The organism is Methylorubrum aminovorans (assembly GCF_022179725.1).
Lineage (GTDB): Bacteria > Pseudomonadota > Alphaproteobacteria > Rhizobiales > Beijerinckiaceae > Methylobacterium > Methylobacterium aminovorans.
Genome location: NZ_BPRC01000006.1, coordinates 146,559 through 164,958, shown reverse-complemented (window position 1 = coordinate 164,958; position 18,400 = coordinate 146,559). Strand labels below are relative to the sequence as shown.

The following is an 18,400-nucleotide window of genomic DNA, read 5'->3' as shown; positions in this document are numbered from 1 at the left end:
TTCCGCTCTGCTCAGGTCTTCGGTTCGGCCGATGCGGCGAGCACGCCGATCTGCCGCAGATAGGCCAGGATCGCGCGGGCGGCGTCCTCGGGATCAGGCTGGATCAGGAGCTGGCTGCTCGAGGCCGCGCCGCTCTCACCGGTGGCCGCCTTCAGCCGCTCCGCCGCCGAGCCGCCCGCGGGCGCGCCCTTCACGATCTTCGGCCGGCGACGATAGGGGCGCTCCTCCACCGCCGTGTCGACGGTCGCGCGTCCCGCCACGGGGGCCGCAGCCAGCGCCGCCACGCTTCCGCGGCGGGCTCGGCCGTAGGCGAAGGCCAGCGGGGCAGGGGCATCGGGATGACAGGTGACGACGGCCGATCCGCGGATCAGGACCCGGCGCAAGGCCCCACGGCCGAGGCTCTGGTCGAGCCGCAGGGTGCCATCCGGTTCGGCTGCCGCCGCGACCACGTTGGAGATCAGGGGCATCGAGAGGGCGCGGGCCAGGGCGTAGGGCACGAGGCCGCTCTCGTCGCCGCCCTGGCTGCGGCGCCCGGCCAGGATGAGATCGGGGGCGAGGGCGGCGAGCCGCGCGGCGAGCGCCGGCACGGGGTCGTCTCCGGCCGCGACCGGGATGTGCTCGATCCGGGGCAGGCCCTGACCGAGGGCCTCGGTGACGGCCCTGGTGTCCGGCCCGGCATGGAGGCCGACGACCTCGCCGCCGACATCGCCGAGTCCGGCGGCGATTCGGATCGCCTGCGCCTCGACCCGCGGCAGCACGGGCGCGCCGGAGACGGGATGCTGCCCGGCGGAGAGAAGGACCGCGATCTTCATGTCGGCTCCCCCGCCGTCGCGCCGGCCGCTTCCTGGGCGAGCAGCCGCAGCAGGGCCGGCATGACGGCCTGCGCATCCTGCACCACGGCAAGGCCCGCCCGCTCGATCATCGCCGCGTGGAGATCGGTGTTGACCGCCACCACGTGCTCGCAGCCGGCGATGCCCTGGAGGTGCTGCGGCGCCCCGGAGATGCCGAGCGCGAAGTAGCAGGTCGCGGCGAGCACGGTGCCCGAGGCGCCGACCTGGGTGTGGCGCGGCATCAAGCCGGCATCGCACAGCACGCGACTCGCGCCCGGCGTCGCGTGGAGCGCCGCAACCACTTCGCGGAAGGTGTCGAGATCGGTGAGGCCGTTGCCGGCCGAGACGACGAATTCGGCGAGCGACAGCGGCACGGCCGCAGGATCGGCCGGGATGCGCGTCGCCGAGACGATGCTGCCGTGAGGTTCGGGCGGCGCTCCCTCGAAGGGCAGGGCGCGGGCCTCCCGTGGCGGGCCGGCATAGTCGGCGACCGCATCCGGCGCCACGGTGGCGAGGCGGGGCGGGGCAAGGCTCTGCTCGACCCGCCGGCCCCGGGCCGGGCGGACGAGGCCCTTGGCGGCCACCACCTCGGCATTGGTGAACAGCGCCTCTCCGAGGCCCACCGCGACGCGGCGGGCGAGGTCGCCGCCGTCGAGCGATTCCGGGAACAGGGCGTGGCGCGCGCCCACGCCTGCCAGCGCAGCCTCGATGCGGGCGGCGCGGGCCGCCGGATCGTAGCCCTCCGCACCGTCGAGCCGGAGCACCCGGTCGGCGCCCGCCGCGCCGAGCCCCTCGCACGCGGCCTCCACGATGACAGCGACGGCGCCCTCGCGGCCAGCGAGCACCCGCGCGGCGCCGAGCACCTGCCGATCGTGACTCGATAGACGGCCGCCGGGGGCATCCGGCACCACCGCGACGAGGAAGGCGGGCGTCTCGACGATGACCGTCTTCGGCGCTTCCGCCACGGGCGCGGACCGGGGCGCGGCGGTGACGGCCTCGCCCCGCGGGCGGCCGACCTGGCTGAGGTCGTAGCGCAGCCGCGCAGCCCCGCCGATGCGCTGGGCCTCGCGCTCGGCCCGCGGATCGCGGCGGGGCCGGCCGGAACCGGCTGCGCGCCGGGTCCGGTCATAAAGCGGGCGAGGGCCGTCACCGGCGATGAAACCGGCTGCCCGCTCGGCCCTCGGATCGCGGCGCAGGCGGCTCATCGGCCCGCCTCCACCGCCTGGAGCAGCAATTCGGCCACGTCGCGGATCTCCGCCTTGCGGTCGGTCACGCCCTCCAGCATCGCCGTGCAGGAGGGGCAGGCCACCGCCACGATGCCGGCACCGGTCTCGGCGGCCTGGGCCATGCGGATGTCGGGAATGCGCCGCTCGCCCGGCACGTCGCTCACCGGCGCGCCGCCGCCGCCGCCGCAGCACATCGCCCGGCGCCCCGAACGGGCCATCTCGCTGCGGGCCACGCCGATCGCGTCGAGCACGGCGCGGGGCGCCTCGGTCTCCCCGTTGTAGCGGGCGAGGTAGCAGGGGTCGTGGTAGGTGACCGAGAGGTCCGGCAGACGGCCGGGATTGAGCTTTCCGGCCCGGATCAGTTCCAGCAGGAAGGCGGTGTGATGCACGACCGTGTAGCGCCCGCCGAAGGCCGGATACTCGTTACGCAGCGCGTGCAGTGCGTGCGGGTCGGCGGTGACGATCCGCGAGAAGCGGTATTGGGCCAACGTCGCGATGTTCTCCCGCGCCAGCGCCTGGAAGGTCGCCTCGTCGCCGAGCCGCCGGGCGAGGTCGCCGGTGTCGCGCTCCTCCGCCCCCAGCACCGCGAAATCGACGCCGGCCTCGCGTAAGAGCCGCACCAGGGCGCGCAAGGAGCGGCCGTAGCGCAGGTCGTAGGCGCCCTCGCCGAGCCAGAGCAGGATCTCGGCCCCGCCCCGATCGGCGATGCGCGGCAGCTCGACACCGGCGGCGAAGTCGGTGCGCGAGGCCAGCGGCCGGCCGCCGGGATCGCCGGCCTGGCGCAGTTCCGTCACCGGCACGACCGCCTTCTCGGGCAGCCCCCCCCGCTCCAGCGTTTCATGCCGACGTAAGGACACCACCGCATCGACATGCTCGATCATCATCGGGCATTCCTCGACGCAGGCGCGGCAGGTGGTGCAGGACCACAGGGTGTCGGGATGGATGCGCGCGTCCGGCCCGATCAGCCGGGCCAGCGCCCCGCGCTCGCCTTGCCCCGCCCGGCCGCCGGGATAGGGGTTGCTGGCATAGGCGGGTTCGGCAGGCGACAGGCCAGCGACGAGATCCTGGATCAGCTTCTTCGGGTTCAGCGGCTGTCCGGCGGCGAAGGCCGGGCAGGCGGTCTCGCAGCGCCCGCAGCTGACGCAGGAATCGTAGGACAGGAGCCGATTCCAGGTGAAGTCGGCCGGCATCTCCGAGCCGAGCCGAGGCGCGTCGAGGTCGAGGGGCTGGAGCGCGGTGTCGGGGCGGCCCTCGAACCGGCCGGGCCGGGGATGGGCGACGAGGTGGAGCGCGCCGGCCGCCGCGTGGCGCATCGGCCCGTGGCGCACCTCGAAGGCGAGGCCGAGCCCGCCGGCTGCGGCGAGGGCGAGGGCAACGGAACCGAACACGCCGCCGGCGCCGAAGGCCAGCACCAGCGCGGTGATCGTGCCGCCGAAGGCGTAGGCGAGGAGCAGGAACGGCAGGATCTGGAAGCGGCCGGCGGAGAGACGCTTCTGCTTGGCCGGATAGCGCCGGGCGCCGACGAGCAGCGAGCCGATCGCGGTCACTCCGAAGGCCAGCGCCACGAGGAACCAGTAGGGCCGGAAGTCGGCCAGCGGCGGCAGGATCGCCAGCGCGGTCAGGATCGAGGACGCGAGCAGGCCGCCGGCGACGACGGCGTGCATGCGCGAGGCGTAGGCGTCGCGCGCCACGACGTGGTGGACATCGACGAGATAGCGCCGGGGCAGCTTGGCGAGCCCGTCGAGCCACGCCACCGGCGCCGCCGTGCCGACGCGCCAGAGGGCGGCCCGGCGCGAGACCTGGACGAGGGCGAGCGCCGCCATCAACCAGACGAGGCCGGGAAACACCAGGGTTAGGGGGGCGGCGCTGGTCATGACGGTGAGCCTAAGGGCTTGGCGACAGCTTGGATTTCTTCGGTTTGAAGCAAGTCGTTCGCAGACCGGGCATCCCCCTCCCGCACGCGGGGAGAGGGGAAGATCGCCTCACAGGTCCTTGCACAGCCGCAGGGCGTCGTAGATCGCCGCGTGGATGTTGCGGCCCGAAACCGCGTCGCCGATGCGGTAGAGCGCGTAGCCCTGCGACAGGTCGTAGGGCTGCGGCTCGCCGCGCAGGACCGCGTCCTGATCGGTCTGGCCCCGGTTGACCGAGGCCTCCTTCAGGCCATGGTAGAGCCGGTCCACCGGCAGCGTGCCGTGATCGACGACGATGCGGTCGACGAGGCGCTCCTCCTCGGCATCGGTCATGGTGTTGCGCAAAGCCGCCACGAAGCGGTTGCCCTCCGGATAGATCTCGATCAGCTCCATGTTCGGGCTCATCACCACGCCGAGCTTGTAGAGTTCGCGCAGGTGGATCGGCTGGTTGGTGGTGCCGACTTCCTCCGCGACCATGCGGTCGTGCGTGGCGATCTCGACGAGGCAGCCGCGCTTGGCCAGCTGCTCGGCGACCGACGAGGCGTTGTGCTGGCCCATCTCGTCGTAGAGCAGGACCGAGCCGGTGGGCTCGACCGCACCGGTCAGCACCTCGGTGGTGGTGACCGCGTATTGCTCGGCGCCCTTGGCGTGGCCGCGGAACGGCGTGCCGCCGGTGGCGACGATGACGACGTCGGGCTTTTCCGCCAGCACGGCCTCTTCGGTCGCCTCGGTGTTGAGGCGCAGATCGACGCCGAGCTTGGTCACCTGCGAGACGAGCCAGCGGGTGATTCCCGACATCGCCTCGCGCCAGCCGGCCTTGGCGGCGATCGAGATCTGGCCCCCGGCCTGCCCGCTCTTCTCGAACAGCACCACCGAATGGCCGCGCTCGGCGCAGACGCGGGCCGCCTCGAGCCCGCCGGGACCGGCGCCGATCACCACCACGCGGCGGCGCAGGTCCGCCCGGCGGATCTCGTGCGGCATGCTCGCCTCGCGGCCGGTGGCGGCGTTCTGGATGCAGAGCGCGTCGCCGCCGACATAGATCCGGTCGATGCAGTAGCCCGCACCCACACATTGCCGGATGTCGTCGGCGCGGCCCTCGGACAGCTTCTTCACGAGATGCGGATCGGCGATGTGGGCGCGCGTCATCGCCACCATGTCGACATGGCCCTCGGCCACCGCGCGGGCGGCGGTGGCGAGATCGGTGACGCGCTGGGCGTGGAACACCGGCACGTCAACCTCGCGCTTGATCGCGCTCGGCAGGAACAGGAACGGCGCCACCGGGAAGGACATGTTCGGCAGCGAGATCGCGTGGGCGATGTGGTCGCGCGCCTGGCCACCGAGGATGTTGAGGAAGTCCACGAGCCCGCGCCGGGCGTACTCGGCGGCGATCGTCAGGCAATCCTCCTGGGAGAGGCCGTCGGCGATCATCTCGTCGCCGGACATGCGGATGCCGATGACGTAGTCGTCGCCGACTTCCGCGCGCATCGCCTCCAGCACCTCGATGCCGAAGCGCATCCGGTTCTCCAGGCTGCCGCCGTACTTGTCGGTGCGCTGATTGACGGAGGGCGACCAGAACTGATCGATCAGGTGGCCGTGGGCGGCCGAGACCTCGCAGCCGTCGAGGCCGCCCTCGCGGCAGCGCCGGGCGGCCTGGGCGAAGCTCTTGACGATGCGGGCGATGTCCTCCTCTTCCATCTCCTTCGGGATGGTGCGGGAGGCGGGCTCGCGCCGGGGCGAGGGCGAGACGGTGGGGAGCCAGTGCTCGGTGTCCCACTTGGTGCGCCGGCCCATATGGGTGAGCTGAATCATCAGCTTGCCGCCATGCGCGTGCACCCGGTCCGAGAACTGCTGGAAGAACGGGATCACCGAATCGTCGGCGACCGAGATCTGGTTCCAGGGCGCGGCGGGGCTGTCGACGGCCACCGAGGACGAGCCGCCGAACATGGTGAGCCCGATGCCGCCCTTGGCCTTCTCGGCGTGGTAGAGCTGGTAGCGCTCCTGCGGCTTGCCGTCCCGCCCGTAGCCGGGAGCGTGGCTCGTGGACATCACTCGGTTGCGGATGGTGAGGCCCTTGATGGTGAGCGGCTTCAGCAGCGCGTCGGCATTGGCGATCACGGGACGACTCCCGAAGGCGATGGGGGAGACTTGGGGACGCTGACAGCACCGGCCGCCGCGGCGGCCGGGGTTTCTCAGCGTTCGACGACGAGGTCGCTCGTCGGCTTGGAGCAGCACAGCAGCGCCATGCCGGCATCGATCTCGCGCTGGCGGATGCCGCCGGCGTGGGTCATGGCGACGGTGCCGGAGGTGAGCTTCGACTTGCAGGTGCCGCACAGGCCCTTGGCGCAGGACGAGGGCAGGCGGATGCCGGCCTTGCGGGCGGCGTCGAGCACCGTCTCGTTCTCAGGGCATTCGAGCACCCGGCGGGTCTTGGCGAACTCCACCCGGAAGGTGCGCACGCCCTCCGTGGGTGCGGCCTCGGCGTCGAGCTCCTGACCCGCCTCCGCTGCCGCCGCCTGCTCGGCCTCGGGCAATTCGCCGAAGTCGAAGCTCTCCTGATGGTGCCGGGCCATGTCGAAGCCGGCATCCTTCAGCATGGCCCGCACGGCGTCCATGTAGGGCTTCGGGCCGCAGACGAAGACCTCGCGCTCGAGGAAGTCCGGCACCGCTTGGCGCAGGATGTCGAGCGAGAGCCGGCCCTTCGGGCCTGCCCAGATCTCGTTCGGCGCATCGGTCTCGCAGACCGCGTGGAAGCGGAAGGCGGGATCGAGCCGGGCGATCGTCTCCAGCTCGCCCCGGAACACGATATCGGCGGGCGAGCGGGCGGAGTGGACGAAGGCCACGTCGCGAGCCTCGCCCAGATCGTGGAAGGTGCGCGCCATCGACATCATCGGCGTGACGCCGCTGCCGCCCGACAGGAGCAGGTACTTCTTCGCCGGATGGGTGAAGCAGGAGAACTCGCCCATCGGACCGAGCGCCCGAACGGTGTCGCCGCGCTTCAGGTTGTCGTGCAGCCAGTTCGAGACCGGGCCGCCGGGCACGCGCTTGACCGTGAACGAGACCGTGTTCGGCCGGGTCGGCGACGAGGAGATGGTGTAGCAGCGGTGGATCGTCTCGCCGCCGACCTCGAAGGAGAAGGTCAGAAACTGGCCCGGCGCATAGGCGAAGCGCCGGGGCTCCTTCGGGGCGAGCACGAAGGTCTTCACGTCGTGCGTCTCGTCGCGCACCGCGAGGCAGACCAGGCTGTCGTCGGCCTCCGCATCCCAGGGCGCGGAGGCCGCGAGCCGCGCGGCGGCCGGTTCGGAGGAGGCCGAAGTCACGGCTCAGCGCCCCAGATGCGCGGCCATGCGGCCGACATACCAGTTGCAGAACTTCTCCACGAGCATCTCGGTGTGCGGCGAGTAGGGGCCGGGCTCGTAGGCCGGGCTCGCCACGCCCTGCTGGCAGATGCCGACGAGCTCGCTGTCCTGGTCGTTGGTGGCCTCCCAGACGCCGGTGAGGTTGGCGAGGTCGTAATCGACGCCCTCGACCGCGTCCTTGTGAACGAGCCACTTGGTGCGCAGGAGCGAGCGCTCGGCATCGAGCGGCAACACCGAAAAGGTGACGATGTGGTCACCGAGGAAGTGGTGCCACGAATTCGGCTGCGTCCAGACCGAGAGGCCGCCGAGCTTGGCGTTGGTGAAGTTGCCGAGCAGCCGCTTGCAGGCGGCCTTGGTGTCGAGGGTGTGGGATTCGCCCTCGCCGTCGAGCGGCAGGCGCTCGGTGCGGAAGCCCGTCACCATCGTGTCGAGCTCGTCGATCTCCTTCGAGGGCAGCCCCTCCGCCTCCCACTCGCCGTGGCGGGTCTTGAGCAGGCAGCCGTAGCGCTCCGCGTTGACGCGGTCGTGCTCGTCCATCTCCTCCGGCGCGAAGCCGAAGCCGTAGGCGAAGAGCGGCACGGTCAGCTCGGGATGGTTGGCGCCGCAGTGATAGCACTCGCGGTTGTTCTCCATCGTGAGCTTCCAGTTGCCGGGCTCGATGATGTCCTTCTGGAAGGCGACCTTGGTCTCGCGCACGTTGTGCGGCTCGATGTAGGGCCCGAGGCGCGCCGCCATCTCGTCGAAATCGGCCGGAGGCTCGTCGGCGAGGCAGATGAACAGCAGGCCCGCCAGCGAACGGACATGCACCGGCTTGAGGCCGTGGCACTCCTTCTTGAAGTCCGGGCCCATATGCTCGGCGTGGATGAGGTTGCCTTCGAGGTTGTAGGTCCAGGAGTGATAGCGGCAGACGAGGTTGCCGACGGTGGACTTCTCCTCGTGGACGAGGCGGGCGCCGCGGTGGCGGCAGACATTGTGGAAGGCGCGGATCTCGTTGTCGTCGTCGCGCACGATCGCGACCGAGGTCTTGCCGATCTCGACGACCATGACGTCGCCGGCCTCCGGCACGTCGGGCTCGACGCCGACATAGATCCAGTGCCGCCCGAAGATGACCTCCATGTCGGCCTCGAACACCTCGGGGCTGAGGTAGAACGGGGCGGCGAGGGTGTAGCCGGGGCGACGCTCACGCAGCAGGCGCTGAAGCGGGGTCGGCGTCACATCGAGCATGGGGACCTCCCGAGCCGTATCTGGCTTTCGGGAATTATTGTGCGGCACGGGTCCGGTCGCTTCCATATCAGCGACATCCCCTTGGCAAACCGCGACGCGGGGAAACCACCGGTTCGCGGGCCTATCCCCGCAGGACCGCCAGCGCCTCGGCGTGCAGCTCCGGGGTCGCCGCCGCGAGCACCCGCCCGTCGGAGTGGAGGCTGAGGTCTTCGCCGTTCCAATCGGTGATGACCCCGCCCGCCGCCCGGATCACCGGCACCAGGGCCATGATGTCGTAGGGTTGCAGGCTGGTCTCGGCGATCAGGTCGCAATGGCCGGAGGCCAGCAGGCCGTAGGCGTAGCAATCGCCGCCGAAGCGGCGCAGGGCCGTTTGCGCGACGAGGCGGCGGTAGCGCACCGCGTCGGCGCCGACGAACCCGTCGGGCGCGGTGGTGAAGAAGCGCGCCGCCGACAGGCTCCGGCAGGCGCTGGTGCGGGCGGGCTCGGCCCCGAAGCACGCCTCCCCCGGAACCCCGGTCCAGCGCTCGCCGAGTGCGGGCATGTCGATCAGCCCGACGACGGGTACGCCGCCGTCGAGGAAGGCGATCAGGGTGCCGAACAGCGGCAGGCCGGTGACGAAGCTCTTGGTGCCGTCGATCGGATCGATCACCCAGACCGGGCCGTCGCCGGGCGCGGCGCCGGGCTTCACGCCCATCTCCTCGCCGAAGATGCCGTGATCGGGAAACCGCGCCTCGATCAGGCCGCGCAGGCGCGCCTCGATGGCGCGGTCGGCCAGCGTCACCGGGCTCTCGTCGGCCTTGGTCACGATGTCGAGCGGAGTGCGGAAATAGGCGCGCGCGATCGGGCGCGCCGCCTCGGCCAGTTCGGCCGCGAAGGCAAGGATCTCTTCCGGGGCGAGTGTGCCGGTCGTGGGCGGAGGCCGGTCCATCGCTCACAGCGCCTTCAGGAAGAGCGGCCAGCGCGGGTCGTTCATGATCGAGCGGGCGCGCATATGCTTCCAGATCCCGTACTTGTAAAAATCGAAGTCGAGGGTCGAAATCCGGTTCTGCACCATCGCCCAAGTCGACCATTTCACGTCGGCGAGCGCCTTGTGCACCATCAGACGCGCGAACAACGCGTCGTCGTAGCGGCCGAAATACTGCTCGATCAGCTCGCGATCGACGCTCTCGGGGAAGAACATCTCCCCGCTCCAGATCGCGATGTCGTAGAGCCGGTCGTTGTTCGAGGCGTATTCGAAATCGATCAGGAGGATCGAACCGTCCTCGCCGAGAAGGAAGTTGCCCGGCATCGGGTCGTTGAAGCAGGGCACGAGGTCGAGGCCCGAAGCTTCCAAGGCCGTCCGCGCCAGCCGGGTCTGGCGGGTGAGCCAGGCCTGATCGGGCGGCAGGAGCGCACCGAGTTCGGCCGCCTGCCGGTCGTGCTCGTCGATCATGTCGAACACGGTCTTGGTCAGCGGCAGGAGCGGGGCGGCGTGGAAGCGGCGATAGACGCGCATCGCCTCCGCCCGCAGGGCCGGGTCGGTGAAGTCGCGGTTGGTCGAGGGGCGGCGCCCGTCCACGAACTCGGCGATCTCGATGCCGTGCGCGTCGAGGTCGTCGAAGGTGCGGGGGCCGAGGCCGATCACCTCCGCCTGCCGGCTCGCGGCGCGGGCGGCGGCGCGGTCGATGAACATCTCGGTGCCGCGGCCCGGCATCTTGACGAAGTAGGGATGCGGCTCGCCCTCGATCTCGACGCGCCAGTTGACGTTGCTGATCCCGCCGAGCACCGGGCGGTAGCGCGTCGGGCGCCCCTGCCAGCGTGGGACGGTACGCAGGGCCGCTTCGAACGCGTGCTCGGCGTCCGTTGCAGCCTGACCCAGAGCGATCATGGTCCCCTCCTCACAAGGCCCTCAGGGTTTCCTCGAAGCCCGGACCGCCGACGCGCATCCGGCAGCGCAGGAAGCGCCAAGCCGCGAACTTGCGAAATTCGAGCCCGCGGCGCGGCGACAGCCGGTCCATGGCGAGCGCCCGCAGGGCCCAGTGCAGGTCGTCGGCGGCAGCGTAGGCGCGGGCGCGGTTGAAGACCTCCGGCCGGAAGGCGCCCTCCGCCATCTCGATGCCGGCCTTCATCGGCGTCTCGAAGGGGCAGGCCTCGTTGAGGAAGGCGCCGAGCTGGTAGTGGGGGTCGGTGTCGCAGGCCATGTCGAAATCGACGAGCTGCAGGGCGCCGCCGGGGCCGAACAGCAGGTTGGAGGCGTGCGGGTCGGCATGCGCCGGGCGGGTGTCGGTGCCGGCGGCAGCAAGTGCCGCCTCGATCGCCTCGGCCCAGTCGAACAGGAACCACGCATCGGGCGGCAGGGCGTCGCCCCCTTCGCCCAGCAGGGCGCGGAGGTGGCGGATCGCCTCGAACACGCTCCAGGGCCGGCCGAAGGCTTCGCCCGCGCCGATCCGGCGGAAGGCGTCGATCACCGTGGCCATGCTGTCGGGCTGCTGCAGCGTGTCGAGGGTGGCCGGGCGCCAATCCGGACCGAGGCAGCGGAACAGGATCGCGCCCTCTCGTTCGGCGAAGTGCAGCGGCTCCGGCGCGAGGCCCAGCGCAGCGATCTTTTGGGCCGCGCGGAAGGCGGCGGCGGGGTCGAGCAGCGCGGCGGCGCAGGGCTCGGAGACCTTGAGGAACAGGCTCGGTTCGGCGTCCCGGCCCTCCGCCACGCGGTAGGTCGCGGATTCGACCCCGTGATAGGAGGGCGAGGCGAGGCCCGGCACCGCCACCGCGTAATGCGGGGCCTTTCCCCGCAGCTCCGGCCGCGCGGAAAAAGCCTGCGCCAGGGCGACCTCGGCCAGCCGCTCCGACGCGTCCTCGGGAACCCCCAGCGCCTTCATCGCTCCTCCCCCCCGGTCTCGATGGCAGCCACGCCCTCGACCACCAGGATCATCAGCATGTCGGCGAGCAGCTGGGTGCCGAAGGCCTGATCCTCCGGGCTCGCGAACTCGGTCGGGTGATGCATCACGCCGCCGCGGCAGGGCACCGCCAGCACCACCGCGGGGCAGACCGCGGAGAGGCTGACGGCGTCGTGGCCGCCGATCGTGTCGAGGTGGCGGGTCGTCGTGCCCTTGGCGGCGGCCGCGCGTTCGGCGAGCCGCACGAGGCCCGGCGCCATCGGCCCGGCGGAGCGGCGGTCGATCGAGCGCACCTCGTAGCCGACCTCGGCGCGGGCGGCAGCAAAATCGATGGCGGCCTTCAGCCGGAGTTCGGCCTCCTCCAGGATCGCGGGCGAGCCGGAGCGCAGCTCGATGAACAGCACCGCCTCGCTCGGGACGGTGTTGGGCGAGTTCGGCCGCACTTCGAGCCGGCCGACGGAGGTGTGCAGATCGAGGCCGTAATCGGCCGTCATCGCCTTGAGGTCGGCGATCAGGTAGGCGGCGCCGAGGAGCGCGTCGCGGCGCTCGGCCATCGGCGTCGGGCCGGTATGGGCCTGGCGCCCGAGGAAGGCGAGGCGGTACTTGGTGGCGCCCCAGAAGCGGGTGAAGGCGCCAAAGTGCAGGCCCTCGCGCTCCAGCACCGGCCCGCCCTCGATATGCAGCTCGAGGAAGGCGTCGGGCACCGGCACGGCGTCGCTCCCGGCATAACCGATCCGCGACAGCGCCTCGGCCACCGTGACGCCGTCGCCGTCGCTTCGCGCCAGCGCCCAGTCGAGCCCGGCCGCGCCGGTGAAGACGCTGCTGCCGAGCAGGCTCGGCTGGAAGCGGGCCCCCTCCTCGTTGGTCCAGTTGGCGACCGTGAAGTTGCAGGCCGAAGCCGCACCCGCCGCTTCGAGCGCCGCGCGTACGGAAACAATCGCTTCGCAGGCGGCGAGCACGCCGAGCGTCCCGTCGAAGCGCCCGCCATTGGGCTGGCTATCGAGATGCGAGCCGACCATCACCGTCGGGGCGCCGGGTCCGGCGAGATCCACGACGCCGAACTGGTTGCCGATCGCATCGATCTTCTGCGTGAAGCCGTGCGCGGCAAACCACGCGGCGAGCCAGTCGCGCGCCTGCCCGTCCTCGGGCGACAGCGTCAGGCGGGTCAGGGCGCCGTCCGCGCCGCCGCCGAAGGCCGAGACCGCCTCCATCATCGCCTGGAGGCGGGCGGGGTCGATTCGCACGGGGAGCGGAGCCGTCATCTCGGCCGTCATGTCGGGCATGAAACTCATCGATGTCTCGGGAAGGAGCGGCATCAGGCGGCGCCCGCGAGCAGGGCGACGCCGGCGCCGGGCACGCGGTGGCAGGCGGCGAAGTCACGCGCGCCGCGCACGGTGAGGAACGGGGGATGCGTGACGCAGGCGTCAAAGGCCTGCGGGCAGCGCGAGCGGAAGGCGCAGCCCTGCGGCAGGTCGATCGGGCTCGGCGGCTCGCCCTCCATCAGGCAATCCTCCGGCCGGTAGCGCCGCGCCTCCAGGGCCGGCATCGCCGAGAGCAGGGCGCGGGTGTAGGGATGACCCGGATCGAAGAACAGGCGCTCGTTGTCGGCGAGTTCGACGACTTCGCCGAGATACATCACCGCGACGCGGTTGCAGGCTTTGCGCACCATCGCGAGGTCGTGGCTGATGTAGATGTAGGTCAGCCCGTGCGCGCGCTGGAGTTTCTCGAACAGGGCCAGCAGCTTGAACTGCTCGGTCTGGTCGAGGGCCGAGAGCGTCTCGTCCATGAGCAGGATCTCGGGCTCGAGCACCATGGCGCGGGCGACGTTGATCCGCTGGCGCTGCCCGGCCGAGAGCCCGAGCGGCAGGTCGTCGTAGAGCGCGACCGGCAGGCCGACATCGTCCATCACCGCGCGCACACGCTCGCGGATTGTTTTTGCGTCACGCCAGCCGTGGGTGCGAAGCGGCGCCTCCAGCATGGCGCCGATGCCGGTGCGCGGCGGCAGCGCGTTGAACGGGTCTTGGAGCACCAGCTGCAGCTTGCGGCGGAAGCCGAGGAGCTCCGATCCCGACAGGCCAGCGATGTCGCGGCCCTCGCACAGGACGCTGCCGCCGCTCGGGCGCTCCAGGCGGCTGAGCAACCGCATCAGGCTGGACTTGCCGCAGCCGGATTCGCCGACGACGGCGAAGCTGTCGCCCCTGGCGATGTCGAAGGTGACGTTGCGGACCGCGCGCAGGTCGCTGGTGCCGGCGAAGCTTCCGCGCCGTTTCACCCGGTAGGTCTGCGACACGTCCCGCAGGCTGATGATCACCTCGGGCGTCGGCGCGCCGGCGGCGCGTGGGACCGCGGGCAGGCGCGGGCGCTCGCCCCAGATCACTGGGATCTGCGCGACGAGATCGCGGGTATAGGCGTGGCGCGGAGCGGCGATCAGCGCCTCGGTCGGCTGCTCCTCGACCAGTCGGCCACCATCGATCACGAGGGTCCGGCTCGCCGCCTCGCGGGCCACGGGGAGCGAGGAGGAGACGAACAGGATCGCGGTGTCGAAGCGCTCGGTGAGTTCGCGCATCAGACGGATCACCTGGGCGGCCACGGTCACGTCGAGAGGCTGGGTGACGTTGTCGGCCACCAGCAAAGCCGGGTTCGAGACCATGGCGTCGACGATGAGCGCGCGCTGCATCATGCCGCCGGAGAATTGCGACGGGTAATCGTGGAAGCGCGATGCGGCGGAGGGGATGCGCACGGCGTCGAGCAGGGCGATCACGCGCGCCTGCGCCTCCCGGCGGCCCACTTCGGGCATGACGGCGCGCAGCTTCTCGACGATCTGGCGCCCGACCGGCAGGGTCGGGTCGAGGGCGCCCATCGGGTCGGCGCCGACATAGGCGATGTCGCGCCGCAAGCCCCGCATCATCCGCGGCGGCAGCGCCAGCAGGTCTTTTCCGCGGAAGCGGACCTCACCGGATCGGATCGCGAGCGGGGCCGCGATCCAGTTGACCACGGCCCGGGCCAGCACGGTCTTGCCGGCCCCCGAGGCGCCGACCACGCCGACGATCTCGCGGGGCGCGACGTCGAAGCCGATTGCGTCGAGGATCCTTCGCTCACGCCCCGGAAGGGTGAGATCGACGGAGAGGTCGCGAACGGAGAGCACCGGGTCCATCAGGCGCCCCCGTGGATCGTGTTGCGGGCGCGCTCGAAGGCGGCGCCGATCAGGTTGATGGCGGTGAGCGTGAGGCACAGGAACACGCCGGGCATGGTGGCGATCCACCACGCGTTGAGCAGGTATTTGCGCCCGTCGGCGATGATGGAGCCGAAGGTCGGCGTCGGGGGCTGCACGCCCAGCCCGAGGAAGCCGAGCGTCGACTCGAAGATCATCATCCGCGCCACGTCGAGCACCGAGGTGAAGAGCAGCGGCGGCACTAGGAGCGGCACGAGGAGGGTGAGGAGGATGCGCGGATGCGTGGCACCCGAGACCTGCGCGGCGCGCACATATTCGCGCCCGCGCTCGGCCATCGTCACCGAGCGCATCACGCGGGCATAGACCGGCCAGTTCGATAGCCCGAGCACAAGGATGATGGCGGGAATGGTCGGGCGGTCGGCCCCGAGAACGGCGATCGCCAGGATGATCATCGGGATCGAGAGCTGCGCGTCGGTGATCCGCATGATCACCGTGTCGGTGCGCCCGCCGAAATAGCCGGCGACCGTGCCGAGCGCGCAGCCGATGAGCACGGTGACGGCCACCGAGGCCACGCCGATCAGCAGCGAGTAGCGCAAGCCCACGAGGCAGCGCACCAGCATGTCGCGGCCGATCTGGTCGGTGCCGAGCGGATGGGCCCAGCTCCACTTGTCGCCGAGAAACAGCGGCGGCAGCAGGCGGGCGCGGATATCCCGCATCGCCGGGTCGATACCGCTGAGTTCGGGATAGAGCGCCGCGGCGAGCACGAGCCCGGCGAGCAGGACGGCCCCGATGCGAAAGCCCCCGGAGCGGGCGGCGCGCCCGAGGATGCGCCGGCCGATGGAGCGCGACGCCGTGACGTCGACGCGCGGCGGGGCGAGTGCGAGCGAGGAATCCACGGCATCCATCAGTATTCGAGCCTCGGATCGATGGAGGTCGCGGCGAGATCGACGAGGATGTTGATGAGGACGAAGATCGCGCTGGTGACGATCGCGATGCCCTGGATCAGCGGGAAGTCGCGCTGGAGCACGGCGTTGATGGTGAGCAGCCCGAGGCCGGGATAGTCGAAGATGTATTCGACGATGATCACGCCCCCGAGCAGCGAGGAGAACTGCACGCCGAGCAGGTTGAGGAGCGGCACGGAGGCGTTGCGCAGGGCATGCGCGGCGACGATGCGCGGGCGCGACAGGCCGCGCACATGCCCGACGGCGACGTAAGATTCGCTCATCTGCGCGGCGACCGCGCTCGACAGGGTCCGGATCAGCACCGGCGACAATTCGACGGCGAGCACCAGCGCCGGCAGCACGGTGTAGGAGAAGCCGCCGTAGCCGATTGCTGGCAGCCAGCCGAGCTTCACCGACAGGAGCAGGGCCAGCACGATGCCGAGCCAGAAGTTCGGGATCGAGATGAAGACCGATGAGACCGCGAAGGCGAGCCGGTCGAAGAACCCGCCGGGGCGCAGGCCCGCCGCGATCCCGAGCAGAGCCGAGAAGGCGAGCGCGATGGCAAGCGCCAGGGCGGCGAGTTGCAGGGTCATCGGCAGGGTGTCGAGGATGAGGTCGCCGACCCCGGCGCGCGCGCCGCGGGTCAGGTCGTCGAAATTCGCGCCGCCCGTCGCCGCGCCGTTGGCCGGCCGCACGAAGCTGCGGCCGAGGTCACCCTGGACGACTTGGGCAGCGTAGCGGCCGAACTGCACGAGGATCGGATCGCGCAGGCCCATCGTGGTGGCGATCTGCTCCACGAGGGAGTCGGGCGCCATCCCGCCCACCATCTGGCGCACGGGATTGCCCGACATCACCCGCAGCAGGGTGAAGATCAGCAGCGAGACGAGGAAGATGATGACCGCACCCTGCGCGAGGCGCCGGGCGAGGAAGCTGAGAACGAACATCGAAGGCTTCGGGTCCGGTGACGGAATCGGCGGGGCGGGGCCCGTCCGCCCGCGGAGGTGGGCCGGGTCACGCGCCGGGCGCGGCAGTCCTGGTCAGGCGGTTTTCGAAGCGTCGATGGAGCCGTCCGGGTAGATGTAGAGGCCCTTCAGTTCCCGCTGCATCGCGTGGATCATCACCGAGGTGAACAGCGACAGCGCCGGCATCTTGGCGGCCAGCAGCGGCATGGTCTCGTTCTGGAGGATGGCCTTGCGCTCCTCCAGCGTCGGCGCCGCGCGCTCCCGGTCGAGGCTCGCGTCGATCTGCGCATCCTCGATGCCGGTGATCCGGTGCGAGGAGGAGTGGAAGTGAGTGCGCAGCACCAGATCGGGTTCGGGCGAGGCGGTGGACCAGCCGCAATCGACCATGTGGCCGGGCCCGCCGCCGGGGCGGTGATAGAGCCGCTCGTTCCAGGCCGCCGGCTCAAGCACCGTGAGGCTCACCGGGAAGCCCTGCTCGTTGAGCATCGCGGTGATGACCTCGCCGTATTCCTTGGTCTTCGGGTAGAAGCCGACCGAGGTGATGTATTCGAGCGGCGGCAGCCCCTTGCCCTTGGGGAAGCCCGCCTCGGCGAGCAGCGCCTGGGCCTTGGCAGGGTCGTAGGCCGGGTAGTTCTTCAGATCGACGTAGCCGAACTTCACCGGCGAGATGAAGTTGGCCGAGGCATGGCCCGCCGCGCCGAGGATTTCCAGCAGCATCGCCCGGTCGATCGAGTGACAGGCGGCCAGGCGCAGCCGCACGTCGTTGAAGGGCGGCTTGGAGCAGCGGAACCAGAGATACTTGTTCTCGACCGAGACCACTTCGTTGATCGCGATCTTCGGGTTGCCCTTAACCGTCTCGACCTGTTCGGGTTCGAGCCGCTCGACGATCGAGGCCTGGCCGTTCATCAGCGACAGCATCCGCGTGGTCGAATCGCCGGTGAAGGTGAAGTTGATACCCGGCACCGCCGGCTTGCCGCGGAAATAGCCGTCATGGGCCTTGAGCACGGTGTCGTTGCCGCGCTGCTCGACGAAACGGAAAGGCCCGGTGCCGTTCAGGCGGCGGGTGAGGGCGCCGCCCGGCCCCTCGGCGACGTCCTTGGCCGACAGAATGGGGAGGAACGAGGCCAGGAAGATGAAGAGGTGGGCGGGGTAGCCGCCCTTGGAGGTGTCGACGATCACGGTCTCGTCGTCGGGCGTGGTGATCGTGAGCGTCTCGGTCGGGCCGGGATACCACTGCGCCGGCCGGTCCTTGCCCGCGCCGTACTCGAAGGTCGCCTTCACGTCCTCGGGCCCGAACGGCTTGCCGTCGTGGAAGTGCACGCCCTTGCGCAGCTTGATCTGCAGGCGGTGGGGATCGAGGAGCTGGATGTCGGTGGCGAGTTCGTAGACGACCTTGCCGGGGTCATCGAGGGTCATCGGCGTGCGGGTCAGGAAGCCCATCACGAAGCCCTCGATGTTCTTCTGCGAGAGCGTGGTGTGGGCGGTCGGGTCCCAGTTGCCGGTGATGTTCTCGGCCGAGAGGAAGACCAGCGGCTTGCCGGTCTGCGCGAAGGCCGAGGAGATCAGGAAGTCGGGATTGATCTGGGCAAATCCCACAGCGGCAGCACCGCCCTGCAAGGCTCCTTGCAGGAACCGTCTGCGATCCATCATTCCGTTCATGCGGCGCCCCGAGTTCCCACGCATCCATCAAAGCGGTCAAAAACCACACTGCAGGACGCGTGCCAGAAGCCACAAAAGGCACAGATCGGTCAGCTTGGCGGGAGCGGTGGGGCGGGCTGGTCAGGGGACGGGCAGGGCGCCCCGTCGATCTGCCCGTTTCAGCGGCAGACGGCACGGGTGCGAACGGGCGCCCCGGCACGATGCCGGGGCAGGGCGGGTATGGCTGGATCGAGCGGTCAGGCGC

14 protein-coding genes are annotated in these 18,400 nt (G+C 70.8%); all 14 read right to left on the bottom strand.

Going from position 1 to position 18,400, the window contains the following annotated elements:
• Positions 1 to 11: 11 nt before the first annotated feature.
• Positions 12 to 812, bottom strand: coding sequence for an adenine nucleotide alpha hydrolase family protein (locus tag MFF24_RS11060; RefSeq protein ID WP_238224473.1), 801 nt, complete (start codon positions 810 to 812; stop codon positions 12 to 14).
• On the bottom strand, positions 809 to 2,035 hold the full coding sequence (locus tag MFF24_RS11055; protein ID WP_238224472.1) for an electron transfer flavoprotein subunit alpha/FixB family protein: 1,227 nt from the start codon (positions 2,033 to 2,035) through the stop codon (positions 809 to 811). Before MFF24_RS11055 ends, MFF24_RS11060 begins: the two co-directional genes overlap by 4 nt.
• On the bottom strand, positions 2,032 to 3,930 hold the full coding sequence (locus tag MFF24_RS11050) for a (Fe-S)-binding protein (RefSeq protein WP_238224471.1): 1,899 nt from the start codon (positions 3,928 to 3,930) through the stop codon (positions 2,032 to 2,034). The genes MFF24_RS11055 and MFF24_RS11050 overlap by 4 nt, the downstream gene beginning before the upstream one ends.
• Positions 3,931 to 4,038: 108 nt before the next feature.
• Positions 4,039 to 6,081 carry an NADH:flavin oxidoreductase gene (locus MFF24_RS11045; RefSeq protein WP_238224470.1) on the bottom strand — a complete coding sequence of 681 codons (2,043 nt, stop codon included), beginning with the start codon at positions 6,079 to 6,081 and terminating at the stop codon, positions 4,039 to 4,041.
• A 74-nt stretch (positions 6,082 to 6,155) separates the two neighbouring features.
• The gene (locus MFF24_RS11040; RefSeq protein WP_238224469.1) at positions 6,156 to 7,283 is read right to left on the bottom strand and encodes an FAD-binding oxidoreductase; all 1,128 of its coding nucleotides are present in this window, start codon (positions 7,281 to 7,283) and stop codon (positions 6,156 to 6,158) included.
• Positions 7,284 to 7,286: 3 nt separating this feature from the next.
• Positions 7,287 to 8,546 carry an aromatic ring-hydroxylating oxygenase subunit alpha gene (locus MFF24_RS11035; RefSeq protein WP_133090070.1) on the bottom strand — a complete coding sequence of 420 codons (1,260 nt, stop codon included), beginning with the start codon at positions 8,544 to 8,546 and terminating at the stop codon, positions 7,287 to 7,289.
• A 121-nt stretch (positions 8,547 to 8,667) separates the two neighbouring features.
• The gene (locus tag MFF24_RS11030) at positions 8,668 to 9,474 is read right to left on the bottom strand and encodes an inositol monophosphatase family protein (RefSeq protein WP_238224467.1); all 807 of its coding nucleotides are present in this window, start codon (positions 9,472 to 9,474) and stop codon (positions 8,668 to 8,670) included.
• 3 nt (positions 9,475 to 9,477) lie between these two features.
• Positions 9,478 to 10,413 (bottom strand): phosphotransferase, encoded by a 936-nt coding sequence (locus MFF24_RS11025; RefSeq protein WP_238224465.1) that lies wholly within the window; start codon positions 10,411 to 10,413, stop codon positions 9,478 to 9,480.
• A 10-nt stretch (positions 10,414 to 10,423) separates the two neighbouring features.
• Complete coding sequence (locus MFF24_RS11020) at positions 10,424 to 11,404, bottom strand: phosphotransferase (RefSeq protein ID WP_238224463.1); 981 nt, start codon at positions 11,402 to 11,404, stop codon at positions 10,424 to 10,426.
• Complete coding sequence (locus tag MFF24_RS11015) at positions 11,401 to 12,705, bottom strand: Zn-dependent hydrolase (protein ID WP_238224558.1); 1,305 nt, start codon at positions 12,703 to 12,705, stop codon at positions 11,401 to 11,403. Before MFF24_RS11015 ends, MFF24_RS11020 begins: the two co-directional genes overlap by 4 nt.
• Positions 12,706 to 12,737: 32 nt before the next feature.
• On the bottom strand, positions 12,738 to 14,576 hold the full coding sequence (locus MFF24_RS11010; protein ID WP_238224461.1) for a dipeptide ABC transporter ATP-binding protein: 1,839 nt from the start codon (positions 14,574 to 14,576) through the stop codon (positions 12,738 to 12,740).
• Positions 14,576 to 15,499 (bottom strand): ABC transporter permease, encoded by a 924-nt coding sequence (locus MFF24_RS11005; protein WP_108941547.1) that lies wholly within the window; start codon positions 15,497 to 15,499, stop codon positions 14,576 to 14,578. The genes MFF24_RS11010 and MFF24_RS11005 overlap by 1 nt, the downstream gene beginning before the upstream one ends.
• On the bottom strand, positions 15,499 to 16,479 hold the full coding sequence (locus tag MFF24_RS11000) for an ABC transporter permease (RefSeq protein ID WP_133090076.1): 981 nt from the start codon (positions 16,477 to 16,479) through the stop codon (positions 15,499 to 15,501). Before MFF24_RS11000 ends, MFF24_RS11005 begins: the two co-directional genes overlap by 1 nt.
• 93 nt (positions 16,480 to 16,572) lie before the next feature.
• Positions 16,573 to 18,156 (bottom strand): ABC transporter substrate-binding protein, encoded by a 1,584-nt coding sequence (locus MFF24_RS10995; RefSeq protein ID WP_238224459.1) that lies wholly within the window; start codon positions 18,154 to 18,156, stop codon positions 16,573 to 16,575.
• Positions 18,157 to 18,400 lie beyond the last annotated feature (244 nt).

Coding starts and splice junctions, on each gene's coding strand:
- MFF24_RS11030 (WP_238224467.1), bottom strand. CDS start 9,474: ATGGACCGGCCTCCGCCCACGACCGGCACACTCGCCCCGGAAGAGATC.
- MFF24_RS11060 (WP_238224473.1), bottom strand. CDS start 812: ATGAAGATCGCGGTCCTTCTCTCCGCCGGGCAGCATCCCGTCTCCGGC.
- MFF24_RS11025 (WP_238224465.1), bottom strand. CDS start 10,413: ATGATCGCTCTGGGTCAGGCTGCAACGGACGCCGAGCACGCGTTCGAA.
- MFF24_RS11015 (WP_238224558.1), bottom strand. CDS start 12,705: ATGCCCGACATGACGGCCGAGATGACGGCTCCGCTCCCCGTGCGAATC.
- MFF24_RS11050 (WP_238224471.1), bottom strand. CDS start 3,930: ATGACCAGCGCCGCCCCCCTAACCCTGGTGTTTCCCGGCCTCGTCTGG.
- MFF24_RS11035 (WP_133090070.1), bottom strand. CDS start 8,546: ATGCTCGATGTGACGCCGACCCCGCTTCAGCGCCTGCTGCGTGAGCGT.
- MFF24_RS11020 (WP_238224463.1), bottom strand. CDS start 11,404: ATGAAGGCGCTGGGGGTTCCCGAGGACGCGTCGGAGCGGCTGGCCGAG.
- MFF24_RS11010 (WP_238224461.1), bottom strand. CDS start 14,576: ATGGACCCGGTGCTCTCCGTTCGCGACCTCTCCGTCGATCTCACCCTT.
- MFF24_RS11055 (WP_238224472.1), bottom strand. CDS start 2,035: ATGAGCCGCCTGCGCCGCGATCCGAGGGCCGAGCGGGCAGCCGGTTTC.
- MFF24_RS11005 (WP_108941547.1), bottom strand. CDS start 15,499: ATGGATGCCGTGGATTCCTCGCTCGCACTCGCCCCGCCGCGCGTCGAC.
- MFF24_RS10995 (WP_238224459.1), bottom strand. CDS start 18,156: ATGAACGGAATGATGGATCGCAGACGGTTCCTGCAAGGAGCCTTGCAG.
- MFF24_RS11000 (WP_133090076.1), bottom strand. CDS start 16,479: ATGTTCGTTCTCAGCTTCCTCGCCCGGCGCCTCGCGCAGGGTGCGGTC.